Consider the following 25,144-nt stretch of genomic DNA (forward strand, 5'->3'; position numbering starts at 1 on the left):
CGCCAACTATCGGCGCATGGATCTGCCAGCCTCGTGCCAGCTGCTATTTGTCCCCTTTTCCTCCCTCGGAGCCACCGCCGATGATCCTTCGCGACAAACCCGGACTGATGCAGCTGCTGTTTGCGGTGCGCGGTTCCGTCCTGCCCCGCATTCTGCCCCGGATCCTCGGGCTCTCGGCCCTGTCTGCGCTGGTCTTGTGGATCGACGCCAACGTCCTGCCGTTGCCCCATACAAATGCGGCGCCCTTTGCCGTGTTTGGCATCGCGCTTTCGCTGTTTCTGGGGTTTCGCAACAACGCCGCCTATGACCGCTGGTGGGAGGGCCGGCGGTTGTGGGGCCAGCTGGTTGCGGATCTGCGCAGTCTCAGCCGCGAGGTCGACCTCTTCGTTGCTGACCCGGACAGGCGGGCGCAAATCCTGCGGCTCGCCCTTGGGTTCCTGCATCTGCACCGCATCAATCTGCGCAAAGAGACAGACACGACCCCCGCAATCCGTTGGGCAGGCGATGATTTTTCGGGATCCCCCCATGCCCCCTGCGCCGCATTGGATGCGCTTGCCGCAACAGTTGCCCTTGGTGCGGACGATGGCTTCGCTCGCAAGGCACTGGCCGAGCGCACCGCCAGCATCGCGCTGGCGCAGGCCGGCTGTGAGCGCATCGCAACCACGCCACTGCCCTATGTCTATTCGCTGCTGGTGTTCCGCACGACCTATCTCTACTGCCTGCTCCTGCCCTTCGCGCTGATTGATGGCGCGGGCTGGCTGACACCGATATTTGTGGGCATTGTCGCCTATGTGTTCTTCGGCCTTGCCGAGGTGACCGAAGAGCTGTCGCATCCCTTTGGTGAGACGGTGAACGGCCTGCCGCTGGACGCGATCTGTCGCACGGTAGAGCGGGCGCTGGCGCCGAAGCTGGGACAGGACGCGCCACCGCCGCTGCAGCCGGTGGACTACTACCTGTCCTGATCACCGGCGCGTCCCGCAGCCGGTTTTCACGCTGCTCTCGCTCCGCTAAGGTCCTCGCAACAATGGCCATAGCTCCCGCTGCTCATGCTGTGCCAGCAGGTATGCGCAGCCCTATGGCCACCCGAGGAGCACCAGCAGGATCAGATGACGGCCCAACGCCCGCAGACCCACCCCAGCCCCGAAACACTCGACCAGCTTTTTGCCGATCGTGACCTGATGCAGCTGGCCTATGATTTCCTGCCGGTCGGGATCGTCGTCACGGAAAACCGGGTGCTCAGAGACTGCAACCGGCGGTTCTGCGAAATGTTCGGCTATCCCCGCGAGCAACTTCTGGACCAACTCTTCGCCTTTCTCTACCCGTCCGAGGAGGAGTTTTTGAACCTGCGCAGCCGTGGTGACGATACATTGGGGACCGGGGCGCCCTATTGGGATGAACGGGTCATGCGGCGCAAGGACGGCAGCCTGTTCTGGGTGCGGGTGCGTGGCCACAGTTTCACCCCTGAGGATCCGCTGGCACGCGCGGTCTGGAGCTTCGCTGACCTGTCACGCTCACGCCCTTATCAGCCACTGACCCGGCGTGAACGGGAAGTTTACTCCCTGCTTTGCGAGGGCAAAACCAGCAAGGAAATCGCCCGCAGCCTCGGCCTGAGTTATCGCACGGTGGAGGTGCACCGGGCGCGCTTGCTGAAAAAAATGGGGGTCAGCAATACCGCCGCCTTGTTTTCGTCGCTTGGCGACATCGACGGGGACCATGTGGTTGGCAGCCCCGATCCTTGATCCTCCGCTGCGGTCTCTGCACCGGGCGGCAATCTCGGATCTGAGCCAACCCAGATCCGGCAGGGCTTGGCCCATAAGGCGCGGCGCAGCGCTCCGCCACCACTGATCTGCGATCAGTCTGGTCCCTGCCCAGATTGAGCAACCCATATGATCCGTCTGATGTGATCCGCTTGATGCGCCCCACTTGGTCTGGCGTGTCCCCTTGATCCGGGCAAGGTGATTGGGCGACGTGATTGGGCTGCGCATGCGCATGTGTCCAAACGTCACTAGCGCTGGGAGGTACCGCCCGACGGGACGGCCACCCTCAATCATGAACTGCCTCGATAGAACCCGGATCAGTATGTTTCATCTCAATCGGGTCCGCGTCGACATGACCGGTTCCCCCATGGTGACGACAGATTCGAACCACATTTCCAACGACGATCCCAGCAGCAGTCGTTCGATTGGAAAACATCTCGGTATCAGTTGGTTGGCATCAGAACTCCCGGCCTCAATACGCACGTCCCCGATCCTCCCGGCATCACTTCAGTCAAGTCCCACCAGCCATTCCTGATCCGGCTCGATATGGCACGTCCCACCATGGCCGGATATGATTGAGCCTAGGAGGGTACCTCCTCAAGGGATCAAGCCTGACGGCGCAGTCCAACATGACCAAGCCTGCTGTGATACGGCCCTACAGGACACCGCGTTGTATGGATCACAGCCAACGGGATCTTTCGATCAAATCGCAGCCGGCGGGTCATGCCATAAGAGAACCCTTTGACCTAGACGCCGCGTCTGCGCAGGTCCGCATCCGTATGACGCCGCGCGCCAAGACACCTCCGATACCCAGTCGGTCGCGTCCGGTATCACAGGGTGTAGGCGCCGCGATGGGTCGCCATGCAGTCGTTCCTATTGGAACAGGGTGAAGATCGGATCACTGAACCCATTTGCCGCCTGATCACTGTTCAGACCGCTCAGCAGCAAAAACCGGTTGCGAAACTCATCCAGTTTCTCTGTTTCCAGCAGATCAGCCGGATGCGTTGTGCCAAAAGATGTCTGCGCACGCTCTTTCATCTCATTCACCTGACGGTCGACATCAAGCTGCCCAAAACTCGCCGGCAGGCCAAGCGCCGTTTCGAACATGGATTTGAGCGGCGGCGAGCCGATAATCCCGAACCAATGCGCATCTTCGCTGCCCCCGGCATCCGCGATTGATTGCAACTCACGCTCCAGCGACAGCGCCAGGCGCATGTTCGGATCACTTTCCCCGATCGCGATTTCGAAGTTCCGATCCTTGTATAGATCCGCGATTTCCTGTGCAAAGCCAGCCGGATAGGTGTGATCACTGCCGCCCGGGTTGAAGGCAAAAGCATGCGCCATCGCCTTGAGGTTCGGATCGCGGTGCAGGTTTGCATATGAAATCTCAGAGGAAAGATCGGATTCGAACGCCTTGATCATCACGTCAAAATCCAACTCCCGTTCGCTGATGTTGAACACATCAAGCCCCGCCTCAAAGGCGTCGAAGTCAAAGACAAACTGTTGTGGCTGCTCATAGCCGGCCAGTTTCCCCCCCACCTCATTGGCGAGCACCTGCATCCGGCTGGGCGCGCTTGGCCAATCATTCTGAAAGGCCTCGGCAAAGTCATAAAAGGCAAGATTGCTGGGCTGATTCACGAAGGAATTTGGATCCGACAGGTCCGACTCCAGCACGTCCCGGATGTACTGTTCACCGGGGTTGCTCAGGTTGAACTGCTCCAGCGCATCCTCCAGCAGCTGAGGCTGCGCCAGCAGCTCCTCCGGGCTGGTAAAGCTGTTGATGTCGGAAATGCCAAAGCCAAAGGCCCGCGACATCGCCAGATAGCGCGGGTCCTCCTGCTGGTTCACCGGCGAATCCGGATCATATGGATTGGATTCCAGCATCCGCTTGAGGAAAATGGTATTCGTATACTCCAGATCGAAGCTCTCAACGACCGCCGCCAGCAGGTCCTTGTTCTCCAACAACTCATCCGCAGTGGCCGGCCCATCGCCATCATTCATGGCATTGAATTCCCCCACCAGCGCCTCCATGCTGCTGGTGTACTCAGGTGGCTGATTGAACTGAAACGCATTGGCGAAATCGGCCAGCTTGCTGTCGCTCAACCGGTTCACAAACGACGCAGGATCGGTGGTGTCGGATTCCAGCACCCGCATCAGAAAGAACTCATTGCCTGCATATTTTTTCAGACCGAAATCATCCAGCGCCTGATTGAGCAGGGTCTGGTTGGACAGCAGATCCTCCGGGCTGGCGACATTTGCATAGGGTTTTTCAACACTGGAGCTGGGCAGCTGCGGCCCCGTCTCACCACCAAAGCCAAAGGTCTGCGCAAGACCGAGATAGCGGTTGTCATTCAGGCGATTGGCGAATGACGTCGGCTCTGACAGATCGGAATCCAGCACTTTCTTGATGAACGCGCGGTTGTTGATATCTTCTTCAAGGCCAAAAGCCCCCAGCGCGACCTTCAGCACGTTATAGTCGTCCAGCAGCTGATCGGAGCTCTGGATCCCTTCAATCTTCTGGGTGAAATCCTGCACCGCCCGATCCAAGATCGGCGATTTCTCGAATATCTGCTGCTGTTGGACGCGGGTCCGGTCCAGGAAATTCCATCCGGCGATACCGGTGCCCAGCACATAGGGTGAAAAGGTCACGCGCCTGTCTCCTGCTTACAAACGAGGTCCACCACGGTTCGCCCCGGTCGAATCCGCAGCATCCCGGGAGGTGTCTTTGGACAAGAGACTACGGGCAAAGTGGTGAACAAACCTGCAACGCAACGGGCACTCAATTCAGGCCGTGGGAAAAAAATACGCGCAACTTTACCAATGGGTGCGATGGCGTCCGCCGCGCCCCTATCCAGCGGCTATGCGGGATCCAGGCAGCGCAAATGTGCCGCCAGCTGGTCCCGATGCGAAAATGCGCCAATATCGCGGCTGATCAGCCGGCCGTCCACCAGCGACGTTGCCATAACGCGCGTCCAATCGGCATCGACCGTGATCAGCTCAGGCCCCGCGCCGCAGTCACGCAGCCCGGAGGTGATGAAATCCTCACCGATGCGATGATTGGTCAGCCCTGCCTGCTGTGCCACCTCCTGCAACGTCCCGTTGCGATAGCGCCAGATCCTCAGGGTTTTGGCCAGATGCGGGCGGTCAATGTAAGCGATCTCGATATGGCCGTCGCCGTCCAGATCGGCTGCAGCAACCGGCGCAAGCCAGCGGAACCGGGTGCCGATATGCGGCGTTGCCGCGATCTTACGCACTGCCCCGCCGCGCAGCCCATAGATTGCCAGCTGTGCGCCTGCCTGCGGATCGCTTTCGACAACCACCGCCTCCGGCAGGCCATCTCCGGTCACATCCCATAGGCGCGGGGCCAAATCCTCAAAGACCGCGCCACCGGCAGGCAGATCGATACGGTGGCGACGCCCATGGCTGTCCTGCAGCACCATCGCAGAATACTCAATACGATCCCCCAAGACCCCATGCGGATAATGGGTGACGGGTCCGTCAAACTGCGCGTCAGTCAGGGCCGACAGCGTGTCCGCGCCCGCGCCGACTCCAGCAAGGCCAATCGACAGGACAACGCCCCAGATCCCGACGTGACCCGAGCGTTTGGTGACACCGCCACTGGCGCCGGCGCGCCATCGACGCAAGGGCCGCGCTGCGCGGCGCATGAACCGGGGCCAGGCGCGCGACAGAGACCGCCGCGCCTGAGACCCCGACAGCATCAGATCTGTTTCTCGGGCATGTGCACCACCAGACCGTTCAGATCATCCGTCACCTTGATCTGGCAGGTCAGGCGTGAGCGCGCGGGATCAGGCTCATAGGCGAAATCCAGCATGTCCTCTTCCATGTCATCCTTGGCGGGGAGCTTCTCCACCCAACCGGCATCGACATAGACGTGGCAGGTCGAACAGGCGCAGGCACCGCCGCAATCTGCCTCGATACCGGGGATATTGTTGTCGCGCGCGCCTTCCATCACGGTCAGGCCGTTGGCCACCTCTACAACGTGTTCGGCACCGTTGTGTTCGACATAAGTGATCTTTGCCATCGTCAGCTGCATCCTTTTTCGCGTTGCGTCCGAGGTTGTAGCCAACCACTGGCCACCGCGCCAGTCAGAAACCGCGGCTTGAGCAAAACTCCTGCGCTCTGGCGACTCCCATCCAGCGCCACTTACGCCGTTCCCGGCCTTCGTGTGGCGACGTTCGACGGGCCGGTCCCGGTACAGCGGCAACGGGGCTTTGCGCCGGAGCCCGAATTGCGGTAGCCTAGGGACAGATGCGCCCATGCGGACGGGCCATCGCGGCATCACGGCTGCTGAAAATTTGACACAGGCGTTTCACCACGGTGTTTCGTCACGGGGACTTTGTTCATGGCTGACCTCTTGCGCCCGCGTGGGCCCTGGCTGGGACAGGCCTGTTTCAGGCGCGACCGTTGGTGGCGGGCCAACCTGCGCCTAGTCTCGCTTGTGCTGACTGGGCTGCTGCTCAGCGCCTGTGCGGAACCTCCGGCAGGTGGCAACAGCACCCAGGTCTCCCGCAATGCCCCCGCCGCCCCGCCCGGTGCGGCCCCCGGCAGTTGCTGGGCCACCCATACCACACCCGCCGTGATCGAGACTGTCACCGTTCAGGTGATGACCCGCCCAGCGAGGACCGCGCCGGACGGGCGGGTGATTGCACCGGCCCGCTTTCGCCGCGAGACCCGCCAGGAAATCGTGCGCCCCCGCCGCGAAAGCTGGTTTGAAACGCCCTGCCCGGTGGATATGACCCCGCAACTTGTCGGGTCTTTGCAACGTGCGCTGGCGGTACGCGGCCTCTACACCGGGGAGATCACCGGCCAGCTGGACAGTGCCACCCGCGCCTCCGTCCGCAAATTTCAGAAACAGGACGGGTTCGACAATGATCAGCTGTCGCTGCTCAGCGCCCGCAAACTGGGGTTGGTTGCCGTTGAAACCTGAGACAGATCTCCATCGCCCTTCCGTCATCGTCGCAGGCCCGGCATGAGCCCGCTGCCGCCTGCCCCCGGCGCTCTGCCCCGCTCCGGCACCACCACCGACAGCACCACAGGCTCCGGCAGCGCGCGCTCCGCTGCGCGGCGCAAATGGCTGCTGCCTGATCGTGGCTTTCTCTCCGGTGCCTCTGACCGCTTGCTGGAAATGCTCGACAGTCAGGCCAGCGAAGTGCTGCTGCAGGCCGGTGAAGAGCTGTTCGAGCAGGGCGATGAGGGCGACGCACTCTATGCCATTGTCAGTGGCGCGGTGGAGTTCTCCACCCTGTCCTCAGCCGGGCGCAAACTGTCACTGGACATCATGCGCCCCGGCGCCGTCTTTGGCGAAATCGCGTTGTTTGATCCCGGGCCGCGCACTGCGACCGCAACGGCGCTGGAACCCAGCCGCCTGCGCCGCCTGCGCAGCGGCGATGTGCTTACAAAGCTGCAACACCATCCCGCGCTGGCCGGGGATCTGCTGCGGCTGGCGGGCCAACGGATGCGCTGGATGAACACCCAATACAGTGAACAGGTCTTTCTGCCGATGCCTGTGCGGCTGGCCCGCAAGCTGCTGTATCTGACCACCGAGGGCAGAGACGGACGTTTGTCACTGTCGCAGAGCGAACTTGCGGAATTTGTCGGTGCCACGCGCGAAGCAGTGTCAAAAACCCTGTCGCAATGGAAGCGCAGTGACGTGATTGACATCAGCCGTGGTGGTCTGACCATCCGCGACCGGGCCGCGCTGAAACTATTGGCCGACCCCGACATCGGCTGACGCGCCCTGCGTCCCCCAGCCCCGATCCCGGATCAGGCACCGACCGCCGCGCAGGACCACATCCCGATAATCTTACTCAATTGTGAACTGGGTTACAGACCACCGCGGTGGCTTAGGGGCATGCTCGTGTCAGGCCGTCGTTATCCGTTCCATCCCAACGGCAGCCTGTCCCATCAAGAGCCATGTGTCACGGCACATGGCTCGACGGGACCCAGGACATCCGCCGGGCGCACACCGGGGACCATCTGCGCCATCTGGGGCGGCGGAAACCTAAGAACAGCTCGTTGGATCGAACAGACGGTGCCGGGAGGTGCCTGGGGTCGTTGGACCTATGTGCAGACATCTTCCGCCGACGCGAGTCCGTGACGCGCCGGACCAAGGGCTTGGGGGCAATTTCGCCACCCTGTTGTGATCCACGCAAAAGGGCCGAGCATCCCTGCCCGGCCCTTTTGTCTTGCGATCTCACTCGATATCCCCCCTGCGTCAGCGTTTCGAGACTGCGCAGCGAGGCACCGCATCAGCAGCGGACCACTGTTTGCAGCAGCCCGCAGCGAAAGGTCACTCAGACAGGTTCAGCGCCACAAAACGTGGCTCCCCTGCGCGACGCACCAGCAATAGCAGCGATTTGCGACCCGCTTCTTTCGCTTCGTCGATACGCGCTTCCAGCTCGCTGATGGAGGTCAGTTTCTGCTGACCTGCCTCAGTGATCAGATCACCGGCGCGCATGCCCTTTTCCCAGGCCTCCGAGGTCTCATCAACCGAGGTGATCACCAGACCGTCCATGCCATCGGGCACGTTCAGCTCACTGCGCTGATCCTCGCTCAAACGGCTGACGGTCAGACCCAGCAGCTGCTTTTCGGTCATGTCAGGCGCGGTGTCATCGCCACTGGCCGGGGTGCTCTGGCGCTGCGCGTCCTCGCGGCGCCCCAGGGTCACTCGCAACGTCTCGGTTTTGCCTTCGCGGAAGACCCGCACACGCACGGCTTTGCCCACTTCGGTATTGCCGACCTGACGCACCAGCGCGCGGGTGTCTTTCACATCCACACCGTCAAAGGACAGGATCACATCGCCCGCCAGCAGTCCCGCTGCCTTGGCCGGACCCTCCGGCACATCGGTGACCAACGCACCCTTAGCGCTGTCCAGCCCCATTGCCTCGGCGACGTCCTTGGTCACATCCTGAATGCGCACACCCAGCCAGCCACGGCGGGTTTCGCCGAATTCCTTCAGCTGGTTCACAACCTTGCTGACCACATTGGACGCCATGGAGAACCCGATCCCGATGGAGCCGCCATTGGGCGACAGGATGGCGGTGTTCACACCAACAACTTCGCCGTCCATATTGAACAGCGGCCCGCCGGAGTTCCCCCGGTTAATCGCCGCATCGGTCTGGATGTAATCATCATAGGACCCCGACAGCTCGCGGTTGCGCGCGGAGACGATGCCCGCCGAGAGAGAGAACCCCTGCCCCAGCGGATTGCCCATCGCCACCACCCAGTCGCCAACACGTGCCAGATCGCTGTCACCGAATTTGACAAAAGTCAGCGGCATCGGCGCTTCGACCTTCAGAAGCGCGATATCGGTGTTGGGATCAGTGCCCACGACCTTGGCTGGCAGCGGCTGCGCCGGCTGGCCTTCGCCGGGAAAGAATTCGATCTCGATCTCATCGGCTTCTTCGATAACGTGGTTGTTGGTGACGATATAGCCGTCTTCCGAAATCACAAAACCGGAGCCAAGCGCCGAAGATCGGCGCGGGCGGTCACCCTGACCACCATTGCGGTCCTGAAACTCGCGGAAGAAATCTTCAAAAGGCGAGCCTTCGGGGACGATACCCTGCGGACCAGACCGCCCCTCGACGACGGTTGTCGTCGTGATATTCACCACCGCACGGCTGACCTTATCTGCCAGCGGCGCCAGGCTCTCGGGCCGGGCCTGCGCGATGGCCACTTGCGCCAGCACCATCAGGGTGCTGATCATGGCCAGCCAGAGCAGGCGCCACTGCGTCGTTTGGCGCGCGGTCTGGCGCGCAACGGCGCGAGCGCTGCTGATTGTATTTTTCATTGCCTGTGGCTGCACGAAACTACTCCTTAGTTGTCGCCAAATTCCATCTTCTGCGGCGGGGCCTGCACGGGCATGCACCTCTGGGTCCGCAGCGGATCATGGGCTGTAATGTAGTCTTTTCAAAAACGGTCACAACGAATGTTGCACGTATTCAATTCGAAGTGAAACCCGGTGAGCTTCCGCAGGGGAACACACCCAGGAAAAGCCGGACGAAAAAGGGGCCGACCCAACGGCCAGCCCCCTTCTCTGTTCTCTCATACCCATGCGCAGAATTTCTGCACCGGTGATCATTGTTGGGCAGCTGCCGCGGGCTTGCCGTTGGAGGATTTCAGATAGTTGAAAAACTCATTGTCCGGCGAAAGCACCATGGTGGAATTCCCGGCCTGCAACGACGCGGCATAGGCGTTGAGCGAGCGATAGAATTCAAAGAACTCAGGATCCGCACCATAGGCCTGCGCAAAGATGCCGTTGCGTTCGGCATCGGCTTCACCACGAATGATCTCCGCCTCGCGCTGCGCCTCAGAGACCAGCTCAACCACGGTCCGGTCGGCCTGCGCCCGGATCCGCTGTGCGGCCTCATTACCACGGGCCCGCTCATCGGTGGCTTCGCGGACACGCTCGGCGCGCATCCGCTCAAAGGTCGCATCGAGGTTCTCGGACGGCAGGTCGGTCCGCTTCAGGCGAACGTCGATGATGGTAATCCCCAATGCCCGGGCATCAGCGATGGCGCCGTTGCGGATTCGCAGCATCAGCGCAGCCCGGTCCGACGACAGAATGTCGTTGGAGCTGACGGAGCCGAGGATTTCGCGGGTTTGCGCACGCAAGATCGAATCCAGACGGCTCTCAGCAGCGGTGATACCGCCGCCACCAACGGCCTGACGGAACCGGTTCACATCAGTGATCCGATACCGAGCAAAGGCGTCAACCACCAGACGGCGATCATCAGATGGGGTGATTTCCAGCGGATCAATGTCACGGCTCAGGATACGGTCGTCGTAACGCACAACCTCCTGGATGAGCGGGATCTTAAACGCCAGCCCCGGCTCTTCCTTAACGGAAACCACGCGGCCAAACTGCAGAACCAGCGCCTTCTCGCGCTCATCCACGATAAACACCGACGACAGCGCGGTGATGGCGATAATCACCAGTGCGGGCAGCAAGAGAGTTGATTTACGCATCAGTTGCTACCTCCACGGCGCAGTTCATTCAGAGGCAGATAGGGAACGACGCCCTGACCTTCGCCGGATTGCTCATCCAGGATGATTTTGTCGACGCGGCCAAGCACCTCTTCCATCGTCTCCAGATAGAGACGCTTGCGGGTCACGTCAGGGGCCTTCTCATATTCGGTGAGAACCGCAGAGAAACGGCTGGCTTCACCCTGCGCTTCGTTCACGACGCGCGCGCGGTAACCCTCAGCTTTTTCCAGCAGCTCAGCCGCCTGACCGCGGGCCTCGGCCAGCGCGTTGTTGGCATAGGCGTCGGCTTCGTTCTGACGACGGTCACGTTCCTGCTCCGCGGCCTGAACATCGCGGAAAGCCGCAATAACCGAGGCCGGCGGATCCGCTTTGTCAAAGTTTACGCGGATAATGTTGATGCCGCTGTCGTAGTCATCCAGCGTGAACTGGATCAAATCCTGCAGACGCGAGGCAATCGCGCCACGGTCCCGGTTCAGGATCGGTGCCAGCTCAGACTGGGCGATAATCTCGCGCATCGCGGATTCCGATACCGCGCGGATGGTGGTCCGCGCATCGCGCAGGTTGAACAGGAATTTCGCCGGATCATTGATGTTCCAGACCACCTGGAAATCAATATCAACGATGTTCTCATCGCCGGTCAGCATCAGCCCGGCCTCAGAGCCACGACCGCCGCCCACACCGATGTCTTCAGTCTGTTCGCGGGTCACTGGCAGAATTTCTTTGGTCACCAGCGGCCAAGGCGCAAAGTTCAGGCCGGGCTGCCCGGTGGAGGAATACTCTCCAAGAAACAGCTCAACCGACTGCTCTTCCGGCTTCACGGTGTAGAAACTGGCAAAGGCCCAGAACCCGACAGCCACCAGCGCGCCCAGCGCCACGGTGCCCTTGGTCAGCTGCGGACCACCGCCGCCGCCACCAGCGCCACCGCGACCACCGCCGCCTGTGCCACCACCGCGGCCGCCCATCAGAACGCGCAGCTGTTCCTGGCCTTTTTTCACCAGCTCGTCAATCTCGGGGATCTGACCATCATCAGGACGTCGTCCGCCCCCACGATTGTCATCGCCGCCTTGGTTGTTGCCTCTGTTGCCTGAGCCGCCAGAAGAGCCGCCGCCCCCCCAGGGGCCACCGTTATTGCCCGCCATATGTGTCCAATCCCTATCTCACCGCCCATCGCGGCTTGTTGTTCCTACCTGTGGTTTCTGCCTGAAAAATCAAGCCGTCCGCACCGGTGTCTTCATCGTGACCAGCTCTTCCGACATCGTCGGATGCACCGCCACGGTGCGATCAAAGTCTTCTTTTGTAGCACCCATTTTTACGGCGATGCCTGCCAGCTGGATCATTTCACCCGCTCCCGGAGCGACAATATGACATCCCAGCACCTTGCGCGTCGCCTTGGAGACGATGAGCTTCATCAGCACCCGCTGTGCCCGACCGGCAAAGGCCTGCTGCATCGGCTTGAAGGAAGTCGCATAGACCTCAATCTCTTCCTGCTCCGCCGCCGCTTCCTCGCTGAGGCCAACAGTCCCCATTTCCGGCTGGGTAAAGATCGCGGTCGGGATCAGGTCGTGATCAGGGCTGGTCGGGTTGCCCGCAAACACCGTCTCAACAAAGGCCATGCCCTCGCGAATGGCCACCGGTGTCAGGTTCACGCGGTTGGTCACATCCCCGACGGCATAGACCGACGGCACGCCGGTCTGGCTGTACTCATCCACCACGATGGCCCCGGCGCGGTCGCGCTCAATACCCAGTTCCTCAAGTCCAAGGCCGTCGGCATTGGGGCTGCGACCGGTGGCGAACATCACCTGATCGAACAGCGTCTCATCGCCATTGGTGGCCTTCACCCAGATCTTGTCGCCTTCTTTGCGCATCTCCAGCACATTGGTGCCCAGATGCAGAGCCACACCGGACTGGCACATCTCCTCAGAGATCAGGCCGCGCGCCTCATCGTCGAACCCCCGCAGGATCTGCGCACCGCGATAATACTGCGTGGTCTTGACCCCCAACCCGTTCATGATACCCGCAAATTCGCAGGCGATATATCCACCGCCGACAATCAGCATGGTCTCGGGCAGTTTTTCCAGATGGAAGATCTCATTGGAGGTGATGGCCAGTTCCGAGCCGGGAAACTCCGGCGTCACCGGCCAGCCGCCGGTGGCAATCAGGATATGTTTCGCGGTCTTGCGGGTGCCGTCCGCCAGCTCAACCGTGTGGGCATCCGCCAGTTTGGCGCGCTGATCAAAGGTCTCAACCGAATTGTTCTTCAAAATGCCACGATAGATGCCTTCCAACCGGTCCAGCTCCGCGTGCAGCTTGGTCTTAAAGCGGTCCCAGTCAAAGCTGCCGGGCGACAGATCCCAGCCATAGGCCTGCGCATCCTCAACCATACCTGCGTATTCACTGGCAAAGACCATCAGCTTTTTCGGCACACAGCCCCGGATCACGCAGGTGCCGCCGTAACGGTCCTCCTCCGCCAGCGCCACCTTGACGCCGCGCTGTGCTGCCACCCGCGCGGCACGCACCCCACCGGAGCCGCCGCCGATAACAAAGAGATCGTAGTCAAAGCTCATGTTCGTCGCCTTTCTGATGTCTTGCGCGAGGTATCACATAGCGCAGAAGGAATTGCCAGTCTCGCAGGTGGGGGTGCGCTGCCCGGTTTATAATGCCTGAGGGCGGTGTACTCGCGAAACCGTGAAAACCGCGTGAAGAGCACCGGGGCGATAGCAACAACCGGTCTAGCCTAAAGCCGCCTTGGCATCCGGCGAGGGCAAATCCGGCCAATACGACGCAAACGCGTCCTGAAACCGTCGCGTTTCTTTTGCATCGCCGTTTTCCAGCGGGCATCGCAGTCTGGTCAATGCACCGTCTTCCAGACGCACAAGGATCCACGCGGACCGGTAGGGTGCGGAGGGGAACAAGCGCAGAGCTACAGGCTTTTCCTGAACAGCAACAACTCTGGACCAGGGGATCGTAGAGGAGGATGAACGCAAGACCCTGCGTGTAGCAATTCCTTTTGAGGAAACCTCCGCCCAGCTGAGAGTCAGGCCGCCCGATATAACGCACCAAAACAATACGATATTTATGTAGGTCAAAGGTCCTATGTAAGGGACCTCGTACCCGCTCTGGTCCAATCCCCACCAGTCGAATTTTTGCGCCACCTCAATCAGGAGCAGTGCGAGTGAGAACAGCAAGAGCAGTTTCACCGGCACGCGCAGCTTTACCGACAGCGAAACCGGTTCATGCGTCTGCGAAGGGTCATCGGTAGATACAGCAGGCCTGATTTGAGAGAACTTCGTCATCATATGGACCCAAATACAGCAGTATCTCAAGAAAGGTCCAGTCGACGAGCCTCATTCGTCTCGCCTCAGTCACTCAGATCGGTAAACAGGTTCTCGGTCTCCACAAAATCAAGCCGGTCAGTCTCCACTGTGCCTTCATTGATGTCGCGCACCTCAACCTTGCCATCGCCATAGCCCACCACAACGGTGTCGCAGATGTCGACGAACAGACCATTCTCAACCACGCCCGGAATCTGGTTCAGCACCAGCGCCATCTGCCGCACATTGCCAATGCGATTGAGGTGCAGGTCCAGAATATGATTGCCCTCATCCGTCACCAGCGCCGCATCCCCGTTCATCCGCAGTGTCGTCTTGCGGCCCATGACCTCCATCGCGACCAAAGTCTCCTCCAGCAGCGCCTGCGTGGTCTGCCAGCCAAAGGGGATCACCTCCACCGGCAGGGGGAACGCTCCAAGGCTCTCGACCTCCTTGGCCTTGTCGGCAATCACCACCATCCGGTCGGAGGCGGTGGCGACAATCTTCTCCTGCAGCAGCGCCCCGCCGCCGCCCTTGATCAGGTTCAGATCGCGGTCGAATTCATCAGCGCCGTCAATTGTCAGATCCAGCCACTTCGCCTCATCCAGCGTCAGGATCTCGATCCCCACATCGCGGGCCAACTCCGCCGTGCGGGTGGAGGTCGGCACGCCTTTGATCCGCAGACCGTCGTTCTGCACCATCTCACCCAGACAGCGCACCAGCCAGGCAGCTGTGGAGCCTGTGCCCAGCCCCACCCGCATGCCATCCTCAACCATCTCCGCCGCACGTTTGGCGGCAACAAATTTGGCCTTGTCGATGGGGGATAATTCTCCGGTCATGACCGCGACTCCATGAGACTGCATTGACGTGTTCTCAATGTGTTATACGCATTGTTGCCAACAGACGCGAGGGGGCGCTGCGCGAGTTTCCCATAGCACCAGTGCCGCGAAACCGCAGCGCGGCCACGTAGGTCTGACCAGCATCGGTGACCGGATGCCTGCCGAGACCCGGCGTCAGATCGCCACGTCTCGCCACTGCAAGTGCCTCACTCGGCAAGGATCTCTGCCAGCGTGGCATAGTCTTCGCGGTAATCAAAAGATCCAAACTGGCCCCCCAATCGCACCGCCAGATAGAAGAGAACACTCAGCAATACTGCCGTTGGCACCGTCACCAACGCCCATGGCCAGCGCTGCGTTACCGCGTCATGCAGCATCGCAACAAAGAACTTCCAGTCGCAGCGCGCCCGGTCCCAGCGGTCGCCGCCGACCGCATAGCCAAAGTCATGGTGCCGCCAGCTGGCATCGCAAAAAAACCAGCTGGCTGTCTCGGTAATCAACTCTCGCATCCGCTCCGGCAGCCAGTAGGGCCCAACCCCATTTCCAAACAGCAGTTTCTGGCAGTCGTTGAGATCGTCAAATGAAGGGCGGGACATCCAGTCACTCCGTCTGGCTCGGCAGCGGCGCTGCCTCTCACAACCGGAGCATAAGCATTTCATTCCGTACACCAAGCCTCCACTTGCGACCCTGCCGGAAGGTTTGCGCAAACTGCGTGTTTCCTATTGGAAACGTCGGAAACGGGCGTTACCAACGCCTGCAGACAGCTTAGAATGGTTCCATGATGAACAGCTACCGCCTCCATTACGCTCCCGATAACGCCTCGCTGGTCATCCGGCTGGTGCTGGAGGAGCTTGGCCAGCCTTATGAATGCGTACTGGTTGATCGCAGGGCCAAGGCGCAGACCAGCGCGGAATACCGGGCGCTGAACCCGAACGGGCTGATTCCGGTGCTGGAAACCCCGGACGGGCCAATGTTTGAGACCGCCGCCATTCTGTTATGGCTGTCCGAACGGCACAGCGCGCTGGCCCCGCCCCCCAGCAGCCCAGACCGCGCAGCCTTCCTGAAGTGGCTGTTCTTTGCGTCCAACACGCTGCACGCAGATCTGCGGATGCTGTTTTATCCCAAGAAATACATCGGCCCGGACGCCGACCAGCAGGCACAGTTGCAACATGTGCTGCGTCAGCGCCTGCATCAGCATCTCACCCACCTCGACCAGGCCGCCGCAGCCCGCCCCTCATGGTTTGGTGCGGTGCACCCTTCGGTGTTGGACTATTATCTGGCCTGCCAGATACGCTGGATGGCGCTTTATCCGGCGCAGGCCGACAGATCCTGGTTCACCCTGGCGCATTACCCCAGCCTACACCGCCTCTGCGCGACGCTCGAAAGCCGCGCTGCGGTGGCTGTCGCCTGCGAGGCCGAAGGCCTCGGCCCGACACCCTTTACCCAGCCATCCTACGCAAATCCCTCAGAAGGATCAGCCACCTGATGTTCCTCTCCGTCTTCGACATGTTCAAAGTGGGCATTGGCCCTTCGTCCTCGCACACCATGGGGCCGATGGTGGCCGCCGCAAAGTTCCTGGACCTGATGCGCGCCTCGCCGTTTGAATTCCACGGGCTGCGCGCCTCGCTGCATGGCTCGCTCGCCTTCACAGGCGTTGGCCATGCCACCGATCGTGCCACCATCCTCGGCCTCGGCGGGTTTGTCGCCCATGACTATGATGATGAGAAGGCGGTCGCCTTCCTCGCAGAGCTGGACAAAACCCACACCATGCACCCCGAAGGTCTCGGCGCGCTGCATTTCGACCCCAAGGCCGATATGATCTTCGACTATGATCACGCGCTGCCCGGCCACGCCAACGGCATGATCCTGATGGCCACCGATGCCCAGGGCGACGTGATTCTGCGGCAGGTGTATTACTCCATCGGCGGAGGCTTTGTCCTCACGGAGGAAGAACTGGCTGCCGGTAAGGCCACAGACGAAGGCGAGCCGGTGCCCTACCCCTTCAAGTCCGCCGCCGAAATGCTGGAGATGGCCAAGGCCAGCGGCAAATCCATTGCTGGTATGAAACGCGCCAATGAGATCGCGCGCGGCTGCGAGGTCAGCCTCGCCAAAGGCACCGCCCGCATCTGGCAGGTGATGAACGATTGCATCAACCGGGGTCTGGAACGGGACGGCATTCTGCCCGGTGGCCTCAATGTGCGCCGCCGTGCCAAGGGGATCCACGATGCCCTGCAGGCCGAACGCGGCATGAACATCAACGCGCCCCACACCATCAATGACTGGATGAGCGTCTATGCGATGGCGGTGAACGAGGAAAACGCCGCTGGCGGACAGGTTGTCACAGCCCCCACCAATGGCGCCGCAGGCACCCTGCCGGCTGTCATTCGCTACTATCTCGACCACGTGCCAGGCGCGTCTGAGACCCATGTCGAGGATTTCCTGCTGACCGCCGCCGCCATCGCGGGCCTCGTGAAATACAACGCGTCTATCTCGGGTGCTGAGGCAGGCTGTCAGGCCGAAGTTGGATCAGCCGCCGCCATGTCCGCTGCGGGTCTCTGCGCGGTGATGGGTGGCACACCCGAACAGGTAGAGAACGCGGCTGAGATCGCGCTGGAGCATCACCTGGGCATGACCTGCGACCCTGTGAAAGGTCTGGTGCAGGTGCCCTGCATCGAGCGCAATGGATTGGCGGCGATCAAGGCGGTCTCCGCCGCCTCTCTCGCCCTGCGCGGTGACGGCCAGCACTTCGTGCCGCTGGATGCCTGTATTGAGACCATGCGCCAGACCGGCGAAGACATGCATGACAAGTACAAGGAAACCTCGCTCGGCGGCCTTGCGGTGAACGTGCCGAACTGCTGAGAACACAGGACCTCTTTCTGGCGGGACGCAGATCACACTCAACACGCATCCCGCCAGATCCAAATCGCAACCCCTGCTTGCATCCCCATGCGCCCGCGCCTAGCGTGGCCGCATGACACATGACCGCCCCTCTCTCGGCATCCTCCTGATGCTTGGTTTCTGCATCACCGCCCCGATGGGGGATGCGGTGGCCAAACTCCTGGGCGCACATATTCCCCTCGGACAGATGCTGTTTGTCCGCTTTGCCGCTCAGGTTCTGCTGCTGGCCCCGCTGATCTGGGCGACAGGCCGCATCTGGCGGATGCAGGGCCGCGTGTTGCGCCTCACCTTTGTGCGCACGCTGCTACATATCGCGGGCATTGGTGCCATGTTCACCGGGCTGAAATACCTGCCGCTTGCGGATGCGGTGGCGATTGCCTTTGTGATGCCTTTCATCATGCTGCTCCTCGGCAAATATGTGCTGGGCGAAGAGGTGGGCATGATCCGTCTTCTGGCCTGCATTGTCGGATTTGGCGGCACACTTCTGGTGATCCAGCCCAGCTTTGTAACGGTCGGCTGGCACGCGCTCTGGCCGCTGATGGTGGCGGTGATCTTTGCGCTGTTCATGCTGGTCACCCGCCAGATCGCCAAGGACACCGATCCAGTGGGCCTTCAGGCGGTCTCCGGCACCATGGCCTGCGTGCTACTGGCCCCCGTGCTGCTGCTGGGCCAGATCACGGATAGTCCGGTGCTGACGCTGATCACACCAAATGCTGAGCAATGGGGCCTTCTGGCCGCAATCGGCCTGCTGGGCACCGCCGCGCATCTGCTGATGACATGGAGCTTGCGCTACGCACCCGCTGCCACACTGGCCTCGATGCAGTACCTGGAAATTCCGGTCGCAGCCCTGATTGGCCTGTGGATCTTTGATGAGCTGCCAAACGGCCTCGCCGCAATTGGCATCCTGATCACCATTGCCGCCGGTCTCTTCGTAATCCTGCGCGAACGCCAGATCCAGCTGCAAAAGGCCGCCGCCGATAGGGCCGCGCTCCTGCTCAAGGACCCGCCAATCGCACCCGAACAGCCGGCGGTCTGATCGGCTCGGCCGGTTAGGCCAGAACAAGATTGCTTAAGACAAGGCGAGACAGGAAAAGGCCCGCGTATCAGGCCTGCGCCTGTAACGCGGCCACAACATCCGCCAGCCGGGCCCGCGGCAAAATAACCAGCATCCCCGGCCCATCCGCCCTGAGCCGCACCGGCCCCGTCGCCCGGTTAGAGGTCCCGACCCGCGCCATCGGATCCAGCCGCAAGCCCTCGATGGGCCATGCCAGCCCCTCCGACCAGCCGGTGACCTGCTGCATCGGGAACAGCGACACCACCTCCCCCGCCGTCAGCGGCAGCGCGATCTCACCGCGCAGATGGAACACCACCTCCTGCGGGCCAAGCAGCACGCAGGGACTGGGATGGGGTTGTACCAGCGTGTTGAATCCGGCCAGCTGATGGTCGATCCGGCCGCCCAGAAATCCAACTCCCAGCACCACCGGCGCGCCGATCATCCGCAGCGCCTTGTCGAAATCTGTGGTGGTCTGCTCGGTCACATGATGCAGCGCCCCCGGCGCCAGATCCGCCTGTACTTCCGCTGCCAGCGAATCCAGGTCGCCAATCACCGCCACCGGGTGATGCCCCGCCGCCAGCGCATGCGCCGCCCCGCCATCCGCCGCGACCAACACCGGGGCCAGCGCCAGCGCCGCCTCCAGATCATCCGGTCCCAGCACCCCGGCGCCAACCAGCGTCACCGGCTCAACCCGTTCAACAATCAGCTCTTTCATACCGGGATTACTGGCAGAAAAGGAAACAGACCACAATCTGAACACAAAATGATACGATCAATTGCACGGATTCGGGCGCAATTTGACCCCCTGCGCCATCAACGTGAGCGGCAATGACTTTGGCGAGGACACCTATCCGATGGTACAGAACAACAAGGTTTTGACAGTCTCCTACGGGACTTTTTCCTGCACATTGGAAGGGTTCGACGATTCATTTGGCACCATGAAGGCGATTGCGGAGTATTTTCGCGATCTCGCCTCCGATGACCGTTATTTCGGGGCAGAACCGCCACAGCCGGACGCCGAGATGCTGGCCCGGATTGCCCAGCGTGAGGTTGCCCGCCAGGTCGAGGCCCGCACCAGCGCCGAAGGCATCCACCTGCGCGCCGCCACCCTGACCAGCCCCGCCGCCGAAACGCCAACACAGCCCGCAGGTGATGCTCCGCAGCACCGCGCTCCCAGCGCCCTAGCCTCCCCGACTGCGGCTCCGGTCACCGCCGCAGATCCGGTTGAGCCGACCGCCAGACGCGTTGAAGCCGCGCCTGGCGCGCCGCAGATCCAGCCCGCCGCCGAGGCCCCCATTCAAGTGGCAGAGGTACCGCTGCAGCCTGTGCAACAGACTGCGCCCTCCACACCCGTCGCCGCGTCGGCTGATACGGCTGTGGCCGAGACTGTGGAGCCCGAGACGATCCAGGCCGATCCCGCTCAGGCCGAGACTGACAGCTCCGCCGAAAGCATCGCCGCCAAGCTGCGCCGCATTCGCGCGGTTGTCGCCAAGACCCCAACGGAGGAGTTCACCGAAGATCAGCACGCCGAACAGGCGCGCGAAGACGCGGTGAAAGACATTACCAATGCGCTCTCCGCCGATCACGATGCGGTGGATGCAGAGAGCGTGGACGAGACCCCCACTGAAACCGCCGATGCCGACAGCGACGCCGATATCGCCGAGGCGCTGAACCGCCTCGACCTTGGAACAGACACTGACGCCTCTGACACGCCGGCCATCCCCAACGTGCCCGAAGGCGCTGAGGCGTTCTTCGCCGACAGCAGCACAGCCGAGGCTGAGGATGACACCTCAGACGAAGAGACCAGCGATGATCGGAACGGTCTGGATGATATCGCCGCCGAACAGGACAGCGATACGCCCGCTGCAAACTCCCAGCCCGAAGAGACCGAAGAGACTGAGGTCACAGCTGACGCGGCCGCACCCGCAAAACCCGAAACGCCGCGCAAGCGGGGCCGCGTGCTGCGCGTCAAACGTCGCGAGATAGAAGGCGCCATGGCCAGCGGCACGCTGGAAGCGGTCGATGAAGAGGCCAGCGCCCCCGCGGCTGACAGCACCGCCGCACCGGCCCCCCAGATCAGCACACCCGCGCCAGAACCTGCCGCCGACAGCAGCCTGTCCCCCGATGACGAGGCCGAACTGCTGGCCGAACTCGCCGCCGTAGAGGCGGAATTGCTCGGTGATGACGATATCGATGATATCTCAGATACGCAGGCGGCCTATGACGACGAAGATGACAACGCTGAGCCGCAGCCCGACGACAGGGCAACGCGCCAGCACCCTGCGCAGCTGACAGAGGCCCCCCAACCCATCAGCACCCCGGAGGAGGCCGCCGCATCCGTGGCGCCGCAACCGGGCGCCAAACGCGGCGCCACCAGCACCGCCGACGGCGATATTGCCCGCCTGATGGCCGCCGCCGACGAACGTCTGGAAGACCCCGAAAACAGCACCTCGCGCGAAACCTACAGCCAGCTGCGCGCCGTGATGGCCGCGGCCTCCACCGAACGCAGCGCTGGTGGCGCCTTGGAAAACAAGGATGACGCGCAGGTCTACCGCGATGATCTGGCCAGCGTGGTGCGCCCGCGCCGCCCCGATGCCCGCCCGACCTCCAGCGGTGAGGGCCGCAGCGGCGCCGACCAGCGCCCCGCCAAACCCGCCAGCCGCCCGGCACCGCTGAAACTGGTACAGGAGCAGCGCATCGACGACAGCAGTGCCGCCCCAGCCGCACCAGTACGCCCGCGCCGGGTCTCCGCTGCGATCCTGGCTGAAGACGCCCCGGCAACCAGCGCCACCGAAGGCGGCTTTGCCGCCTACGCCGAAGAAACCGGCGCAGTCGAACTTGGCGAGCTGCTCGAAGCCGCTGCCGCCTACATGAGCTTTGTGGAAGGGCGCGATCACTTCTCCCGCCCACAGCTGATGAACAAGGTTCGCGGCGTCGACGGGACCGAGTTCAACCGAGAAGACGGGCTGCGCAGCTTTGGCCAGCTGCTGCGCGAGGGCAAGATTGAACGCGCCGACAACGGTCGCTTCACCGCCTCCGGCCAGATCGGCTTTCAACCCGGCAACCGCGCTGTTGGCTGATCCCTGCCCCCCGTGCAACACATGAAAAAGGCGGCCCGCAAAGGCCGCCTTCTTTCTGTCTAGGGCAAGATGTTCAGGGCAAACCGCCCGTCATCTTTCCACAAATACTCCGGGGTGAATTGACCGCAAGGTCAAGAGGGGCAGCGCCCCTTCCCCGCCAATATCATAAACTCAGCCCTGATCCTGATCCGGGTCATTGGGATCCGCCTTGCCGACACCGCGAAAGACGAATTTGAACGGCAGGATCCACAACACCCCCAATAGGACATAGACCACCAACTCCACCAGCAGCGAGGGCCGGTCGAGCCAGCTGATCACATTGACCGCCAGCACGATATAGAGCGGCATGCCGATCAGCAGGATCACCAGCGTCAAACGCCGCCGCGCCTTGTAGCTCAGACCACTTTCGTCAGACATCAGTCAGCAAAGGGATCGGTCACCAGAATGGTGTCGTCCCGCTCCGGGCTGGTGGACAAAAGCGCAACCGGGCAGTCGATCAGCTCTTCCACGCGCTTCACGTATTTGATGGCATTGGCCGGCAGATCGTTCCAGCTGCGCGCCCCTTCAGTGCTCTCGCTCCAGCCCGGCATCTCTTCATAGATGGGGGTGCAACGCGCCTGCTGGTCAGCTGCGGTCGGCAGATAGTCCAGACGGCTGCCGTCCAGCTCATAGCCGACACAGATTTTCAGGGTTTCAAACCCGTCCAGGACATCCAGCTTGGTCAGCGAAATCCCGGTGATACCGGAGGTGGCACAGGTCTGACGCACGAGGCAGGCATCAAACCAGCCACAGCGCCGCTGACGGCCGGTGGTGGTGCCAAACTCATGACCACGGGTCCCCAGACGCTCGCCATCTGCATCCGGGGTGCCATCCGCATTCAGCAGCTCGGTCGGGAACGGCCCCTCACCCACACGGGTGGTATAGGCCTTCACAATGCCCAGCACATAATCGATGGAGCCCGGACCAATGCCCACACCTGTGGCCGCCTGACCGGCGATCACATTGGAGGAGGTCACAAACGGGTAGGTCCCAAAATCAATATCCAAAAGCGCGCCCTGCGCCCCTTCAAACAGGATCCGTTTGCCTGCCTTGCGCTTCTCGTTCAGCACTTTCCACACCGGCGCGGCAAAGGGCAGGATCGCGTTGGAGATCTCTTTCAGCTGAGCAATCAGCCCGTCACGGTCCACCGCCTCAATGCCCAGACCTTTGCGCAGCGGGTCATGGTGCTGCAGCGCACGATCAACGCGGGCAATCAGGGTCGCCTCATCCGCCAGATCCGCCACGCGGATCGCCCGGCGGCCCACCTTGTCCTCATAGGCCGGGCCAATGCCGCGCCCGGTGGTGCCGATTTTGGTGCCCTTGGAGGCCGCCTCTTCGCGCGCCCGGTCCAACTCGCCATGCAGCGGCAGGATCAGCGGCGTGTTTTCTGCAATCATCAGCGTCTGAGGTGAGATATCCACGCCCTGCGCGCGCACGGTCTCGATCTCTTTCATCAGGTGCCAGGGGTCCAGCACCACGCCATTGCCAATGACCGAGAGCTTGCCGCCGCGCACCACACCCGAGGGCAGCGCGTGCAGCTTGTAGACTTTGCTGTCGATCACCAGCGTATGACCGGCGTTATGACCGCCCTGAAAACGCGCAATGACATCAGCGCGCTCGCTGAGCCAATCGACAATCTTGCCTTTACCTTCGTCACCCCACTGGGCGCCGACTACCACGACATTGGCCATCTCAGGTCCTCTGTATGCTGGTTGAAACCGACGCTCCGTATAACGAGGCAGCGCAGACAGGGGAACCGGTTTTTCGCCGCACCGCGCCTGCGCACCGCTTTTCCACAGGATCTTAGGCCGCTGAGCCCTCCGAAACAGGCCACAAGCCGCCCCCAGCCCCGGCGCACGCCCCTGAGGCCCGTCGATTCCCCCCGGCGCAAAGCCGCGCGCGAAACACGAGACCGCCTCAGCCCCACCTCCACGCGCGCGCAGGGCAGTCAGGTTTTCCGCAGGCGACAGTGGTGAGCCTCCCCCCATGAAGTGGTCCGCCCCTATGTTTAGGAAAGCGGAGGACCATAGATGGCCAATAAGAGACCGAAGCCCGAAGAGATTGTCGTGAAGTTGCGGCAGGTTGAAGTGCTGATGGGGCAAGGCATGCCCCGGATTGATGCAATCAGACAGATCGGCGTGACTGAACAACCATACTACCGCTGGAAGAAGAAGTACGGTGGCATGGGTACAGAGCAGCTTAAGGAACTGAAGCGGCTTCAGAAGGAGAACGAGCGCCTGCGTAGGGCGGTATCGGACCTGACGTTGGACAAATTGATCCTGTCCGAGGCCGCAAAGGGAAACTTCTGAGCCCCTCGCGCCGCCGCGCCTGCATCGATCTTGTGCGCAGCCAAATGAAGGTTTCCGAGCGTCGCGTTTGCCGCGTCCTGGGCCAGCATCGATCCACACAGAGACGAGAGCCGGTTGGTCGGGCTGACGAAGACCGTCTGGTTGCGGACATGATCGAGCTGACACGCCAGTATGGACGATACGGCTACCGTCGGATTGCCGCTCTGCTGAGAGACGCAGGCTGGCAGGTGAACGATAAACGTGTCGAACGTCTATGGCGGCGAGAGGGGCTAAAGGTTCCAATGAAGCAACCCAAGAAGGGACGGCTCTGGCTCAACGACGGATCATGTGTCCGGCTGCGGCCAGAGTATCGCAATCACGTTTGGTCATACGACTTCGTGCATCACCGGACAGATGATGGCAGGGCGTTCAGGACATTGAACATCCTGGACGAACACAGCCGGGAGTGTCTTGCGATCCGGGTGAAGCGAAAGCTGAACTCGACCGAGGTCATCGACGCGCTGACGGACCTGTTCATATTGCGTGGTGTCCCAGCGTATATCCGATCTGACAACGGCCCAGAGTTCATCGCGGAGGCTGTCAGGGGTTGGATCAAAGCTGTCGGGGCCAAAACTGCGTTCATTGAACCAGGGTCACCTTGGGAGAATGGCTATTGCGAAAGCTTCAACGGGCGAATGCGCGACGAGCTGCTGAACGGGGAAGTTTTCTACTCGCTGCGTGAGGCGCAAATTATCATCGAAAGCTGGAGGAAACACTACAATACCAAAAGACCCCACAGTGCTCTGGGCTACCGCCCACCGGCTCCAGAGACCATCGTCTCGATGGACCAAAGGCCAACTATGCACTAACTTTTAATT

22 protein-coding genes are annotated in these 25,144 nt (G+C 61.7%); 9 read left to right on the forward strand and 13 right to left on the reverse strand.

Annotated features, from left to right (window positions below):
* Window positions 1–80 precede the first annotated feature (80 nt).
* Entirely contained in the window at window positions 81–962 is an 882-nt protein-coding gene (locus D1820_RS06705) for a bestrophin family protein (protein ID WP_014880650.1), read from the forward strand.
* 144 nt (window positions 963–1,106) lie between these two features.
* Complete coding sequence (locus D1820_RS06710) at window positions 1,107–1,739, forward strand: LuxR C-terminal-related transcriptional regulator (protein WP_102896644.1); 633 nt, start codon at window positions 1,107–1,109, stop codon at window positions 1,737–1,739.
* Window positions 1,740–2,630: 891 nt separating this feature from the next.
* On the opposite strand, the gene D1820_RS06715 is transcribed toward D1820_RS06710, so the two are convergent.
* From D1820_RS06715 to D1820_RS06725, 3 genes are all read right to left on the reverse strand, one after another.
* On the reverse strand, window positions 2,631–4,406 hold the full coding sequence (locus D1820_RS06715) for a DUF1217 domain-containing protein (RefSeq protein WP_118068304.1): 1,776 nt from the start codon (window positions 4,404–4,406) through the stop codon (window positions 2,631–2,633).
* Between the two features lie 209 nt (window positions 4,407–4,615).
* Entirely contained in the window at window positions 4,616–5,476 is an 861-nt protein-coding gene (locus tag D1820_RS06720) for a VCBS repeat-containing protein (protein WP_118068305.1), read from the reverse strand.
* Window positions 5,476–5,799, reverse strand: a complete 324-nt coding sequence (locus tag D1820_RS06725; RefSeq protein ID WP_014875267.1) for a 2Fe-2S iron-sulfur cluster-binding protein — start codon at window positions 5,797–5,799, stop codon at window positions 5,476–5,478. Before D1820_RS06725 ends, D1820_RS06720 begins: the two co-directional genes overlap by 1 nt.
* Before the next feature lie 321 nt (window positions 5,800–6,120).
* Between D1820_RS06725 and D1820_RS06730 the strand changes: the two genes are divergently transcribed.
* Both D1820_RS06730 and D1820_RS06735 read left to right on the forward strand, forming a co-directional pair.
* Complete coding sequence (locus D1820_RS06730; RefSeq protein WP_118068306.1) at window positions 6,121–6,705, forward strand: peptidoglycan-binding protein; 585 nt, start codon at window positions 6,121–6,123, stop codon at window positions 6,703–6,705.
* A gap of 42 nt (window positions 6,706–6,747) precedes the next feature.
* Window positions 6,748–7,509, forward strand: a complete 762-nt coding sequence (locus tag D1820_RS06735; RefSeq protein ID WP_254683371.1) for a Crp/Fnr family transcriptional regulator — start codon at window positions 6,748–6,750, stop codon at window positions 7,507–7,509.
* Between the two features lie 558 nt (window positions 7,510–8,067).
* On the opposite strand, the gene D1820_RS06740 is transcribed toward D1820_RS06735, so the two are convergent.
* The 7 genes from D1820_RS06740 to D1820_RS06770 form a co-directional block, all read right to left on the reverse strand.
* Window positions 8,068–9,567 (reverse strand): Do family serine endopeptidase, encoded by a 1,500-nt coding sequence (locus tag D1820_RS06740; RefSeq protein WP_254683372.1) that lies wholly within the window; start codon window positions 9,565–9,567, stop codon window positions 8,068–8,070.
* 287 nt (window positions 9,568–9,854) lie between these two features.
* Window positions 9,855–10,745: a protease modulator HflC gene (gene hflC / locus D1820_RS06745; RefSeq protein WP_118068308.1), complete on the reverse strand. Its 891-nt coding sequence runs from the start codon at window positions 10,743–10,745 to the stop codon at window positions 9,855–9,857.
* Window positions 10,745–11,902, reverse strand: a complete 1,158-nt coding sequence (gene hflK / locus D1820_RS06750; RefSeq protein ID WP_024096488.1) for an FtsH protease activity modulator HflK — start codon at window positions 11,900–11,902, stop codon at window positions 10,745–10,747. Before hflK ends, hflC begins: the two co-directional genes overlap by 1 nt.
* Before the next feature lie 69 nt (window positions 11,903–11,971).
* Window positions 11,972–13,327, reverse strand: coding sequence for a glutathione-disulfide reductase (gene gor, locus D1820_RS06755; RefSeq protein WP_118068309.1), 1,356 nt, complete (start codon window positions 13,325–13,327; stop codon window positions 11,972–11,974).
* Between the two features lie 165 nt (window positions 13,328–13,492).
* On the reverse strand, window positions 13,493–14,056 hold the full coding sequence (locus D1820_RS06760; protein WP_205521400.1) for a hypothetical protein: 564 nt from the start codon (window positions 14,054–14,056) through the stop codon (window positions 13,493–13,495).
* A 65-nt stretch (window positions 14,057–14,121) separates the two neighbouring features.
* A complete protein-coding gene (gene rpiA, locus D1820_RS06765) occupies window positions 14,122–14,910 on the reverse strand; it encodes a ribose-5-phosphate isomerase RpiA (protein ID WP_118068311.1) in 789 nt (262 codons plus the stop codon).
* 206 nt (window positions 14,911–15,116) lie between these two features.
* Window positions 15,117–15,503: a hypothetical protein gene (locus tag D1820_RS06770; protein ID WP_040174062.1), complete on the reverse strand. Its 387-nt coding sequence runs from the start codon at window positions 15,501–15,503 to the stop codon at window positions 15,117–15,119.
* A gap of 182 nt (window positions 15,504–15,685) precedes the next feature.
* Between D1820_RS06770 and D1820_RS06775 the strand changes: the two genes are divergently transcribed.
* The 3 genes from D1820_RS06775 (at window position 15,686) to D1820_RS06785 (ending at window position 18,841) form a co-directional block, all read left to right on the forward strand.
* A complete protein-coding gene (locus D1820_RS06775; RefSeq protein ID WP_118068312.1) occupies window positions 15,686–16,393 on the forward strand; it encodes a glutathione S-transferase family protein in 708 nt (235 codons plus the stop codon).
* Window positions 16,393–17,766, forward strand: a complete 1,374-nt coding sequence (locus tag D1820_RS06780) for an L-serine ammonia-lyase (RefSeq protein WP_014875278.1) — start codon at window positions 16,393–16,395, stop codon at window positions 17,764–17,766. The genes D1820_RS06775 and D1820_RS06780 overlap by 1 nt, the downstream gene beginning before the upstream one ends.
* A 112-nt stretch (window positions 17,767–17,878) precedes the next feature.
* Window positions 17,879–18,841: a DMT family transporter gene (locus tag D1820_RS06785; RefSeq protein WP_118068313.1), complete on the forward strand. Its 963-nt coding sequence runs from the start codon at window positions 17,879–17,881 to the stop codon at window positions 18,839–18,841.
* A 67-nt stretch (window positions 18,842–18,908) separates the two neighbouring features.
* Here D1820_RS06785 and D1820_RS06790 read toward each other — a convergent pair whose 3' ends face one another.
* On the reverse strand, window positions 18,909–19,574 hold the full coding sequence (locus tag D1820_RS06790) for a thiamine diphosphokinase (RefSeq protein ID WP_118068314.1): 666 nt from the start codon (window positions 19,572–19,574) through the stop codon (window positions 18,909–18,911).
* A 61-nt stretch (window positions 19,575–19,635) separates the two neighbouring features.
* On the opposite strand from D1820_RS06790, the gene D1820_RS06795 reads away from it, so the two are divergent.
* Window positions 19,636–21,939: a chemotaxis protein CheA gene (locus D1820_RS06795; protein WP_254683373.1), complete on the forward strand. Its 2,304-nt coding sequence runs from the start codon at window positions 19,636–19,638 to the stop codon at window positions 21,937–21,939.
* A gap of 171 nt (window positions 21,940–22,110) precedes the next feature.
* Here the strand turns inward: D1820_RS06795 and D1820_RS06800 are convergent, their stop codons facing one another.
* Together D1820_RS06800 and D1820_RS06805 are read right to left on the reverse strand one after the other, a co-directional pair.
* Window positions 22,111–22,356 (reverse strand): DUF2842 domain-containing protein, encoded by a 246-nt coding sequence (locus D1820_RS06800; RefSeq protein ID WP_118068315.1) that lies wholly within the window; start codon window positions 22,354–22,356, stop codon window positions 22,111–22,113.
* Window positions 22,356–23,669, reverse strand: a complete 1,314-nt coding sequence (locus D1820_RS06805) for an adenylosuccinate synthase (protein ID WP_118068316.1) — start codon at window positions 23,667–23,669, stop codon at window positions 22,356–22,358. The genes D1820_RS06800 and D1820_RS06805 overlap by 1 nt, the downstream gene beginning before the upstream one ends.
* 339 nt (window positions 23,670–24,008) lie before the next feature.
* Here D1820_RS06805 and D1820_RS06810 point away from each other — a divergent pair.
* A protein-coding gene (locus tag D1820_RS06810; RefSeq protein WP_118068317.1) for an IS3 family transposase occupies window positions 24,009–25,135 on the forward strand; the annotation gives its coding sequence in 2 pieces (ribosomal slippage) (window positions 24,009–24,273 and window positions 24,273–25,135; 1,128 coding nt in all).
* The last annotated feature ends 9 nt before the right edge of the window (window positions 25,136–25,144 follow it).

It is taken from the genome of Phaeobacter sp. LSS9 (assembly GCF_003443595.1).
In the GTDB taxonomy this organism is placed as follows: domain Bacteria; phylum Pseudomonadota; class Alphaproteobacteria; order Rhodobacterales; family Rhodobacteraceae; genus Phaeobacter; species Phaeobacter piscinae.

Bases quoted from the DNA above. Each gene is read 5' to 3' on its own strand.
- D1820_RS06790 (WP_118068314.1), bottom strand. From the start codon at position 19,574: ATGAAAGAGCTGATTGTTGAACGGGTTGAGCCGGTGACGCTGGTTGGC.
- D1820_RS06775 (WP_118068312.1), top strand. From the start codon at position 15,686: ATGATGAACAGCTACCGCCTCCATTACGCTCCCGATAACGCCTCGCTG.
- D1820_RS06740 (WP_254683372.1), bottom strand. From the start codon at position 9,567: ATGAAAAATACAATCAGCAGCGCTCGCGCCGTTGCGCGCCAGACCGCG.
- D1820_RS06735 (WP_254683371.1), top strand. From the start codon at position 6,748: ATGAGCCCGCTGCCGCCTGCCCCCGGCGCTCTGCCCCGCTCCGGCACC.
- D1820_RS06805 (WP_118068316.1), bottom strand. From the start codon at position 23,669: ATGGCCAATGTCGTGGTAGTCGGCGCCCAGTGGGGTGACGAAGGTAAA.
- D1820_RS06720 (WP_118068305.1), bottom strand. From the start codon at position 5,476: ATGCTGTCGGGGTCTCAGGCGCGGCGGTCTCTGTCGCGCGCCTGGCCC.
- gor (WP_118068309.1), bottom strand. From the start codon at position 13,327: ATGAGCTTTGACTACGATCTCTTTGTTATCGGCGGCGGCTCCGGTGGG.
- rpiA (WP_118068311.1), bottom strand. From the start codon at position 14,910: ATGACCGGAGAATTATCCCCCATCGACAAGGCCAAATTTGTTGCCGCC.
- D1820_RS06710 (WP_102896644.1), top strand. From the start codon at position 1,107: ATGACGGCCCAACGCCCGCAGACCCACCCCAGCCCCGAAACACTCGAC.
- D1820_RS06760 (WP_205521400.1), bottom strand. From the start codon at position 14,056: ATGACGAAGTTCTCTCAAATCAGGCCTGCTGTATCTACCGATGACCCT.
- hflK (WP_024096488.1), bottom strand. From the start codon at position 11,902: ATGGCGGGCAATAACGGTGGCCCCTGGGGGGGCGGCGGCTCTTCTGGC.
- D1820_RS06780 (WP_014875278.1), top strand. From the start codon at position 16,393: ATGTTCCTCTCCGTCTTCGACATGTTCAAAGTGGGCATTGGCCCTTCG.
- D1820_RS06800 (WP_118068315.1), bottom strand. From the start codon at position 22,356: ATGTCTGACGAAAGTGGTCTGAGCTACAAGGCGCGGCGGCGTTTGACG.
- D1820_RS06725 (WP_014875267.1), bottom strand. From the start codon at position 5,799: ATGGCAAAGATCACTTATGTCGAACACAACGGTGCCGAACACGTTGTA.
- D1820_RS06770 (WP_040174062.1), bottom strand. From the start codon at position 15,503: ATGTCCCGCCCTTCATTTGACGATCTCAACGACTGCCAGAAACTGCTG.
- D1820_RS06705 (WP_014880650.1), top strand. From the start codon at position 81: ATGATCCTTCGCGACAAACCCGGACTGATGCAGCTGCTGTTTGCGGTG.
- D1820_RS06730 (WP_118068306.1), top strand. From the start codon at position 6,121: ATGGCTGACCTCTTGCGCCCGCGTGGGCCCTGGCTGGGACAGGCCTGT.
- D1820_RS06785 (WP_118068313.1), top strand. From the start codon at position 17,879: ATGACACATGACCGCCCCTCTCTCGGCATCCTCCTGATGCTTGGTTTC.
- hflC (WP_118068308.1), bottom strand. From the start codon at position 10,745: ATGCGTAAATCAACTCTCTTGCTGCCCGCACTGGTGATTATCGCCATC.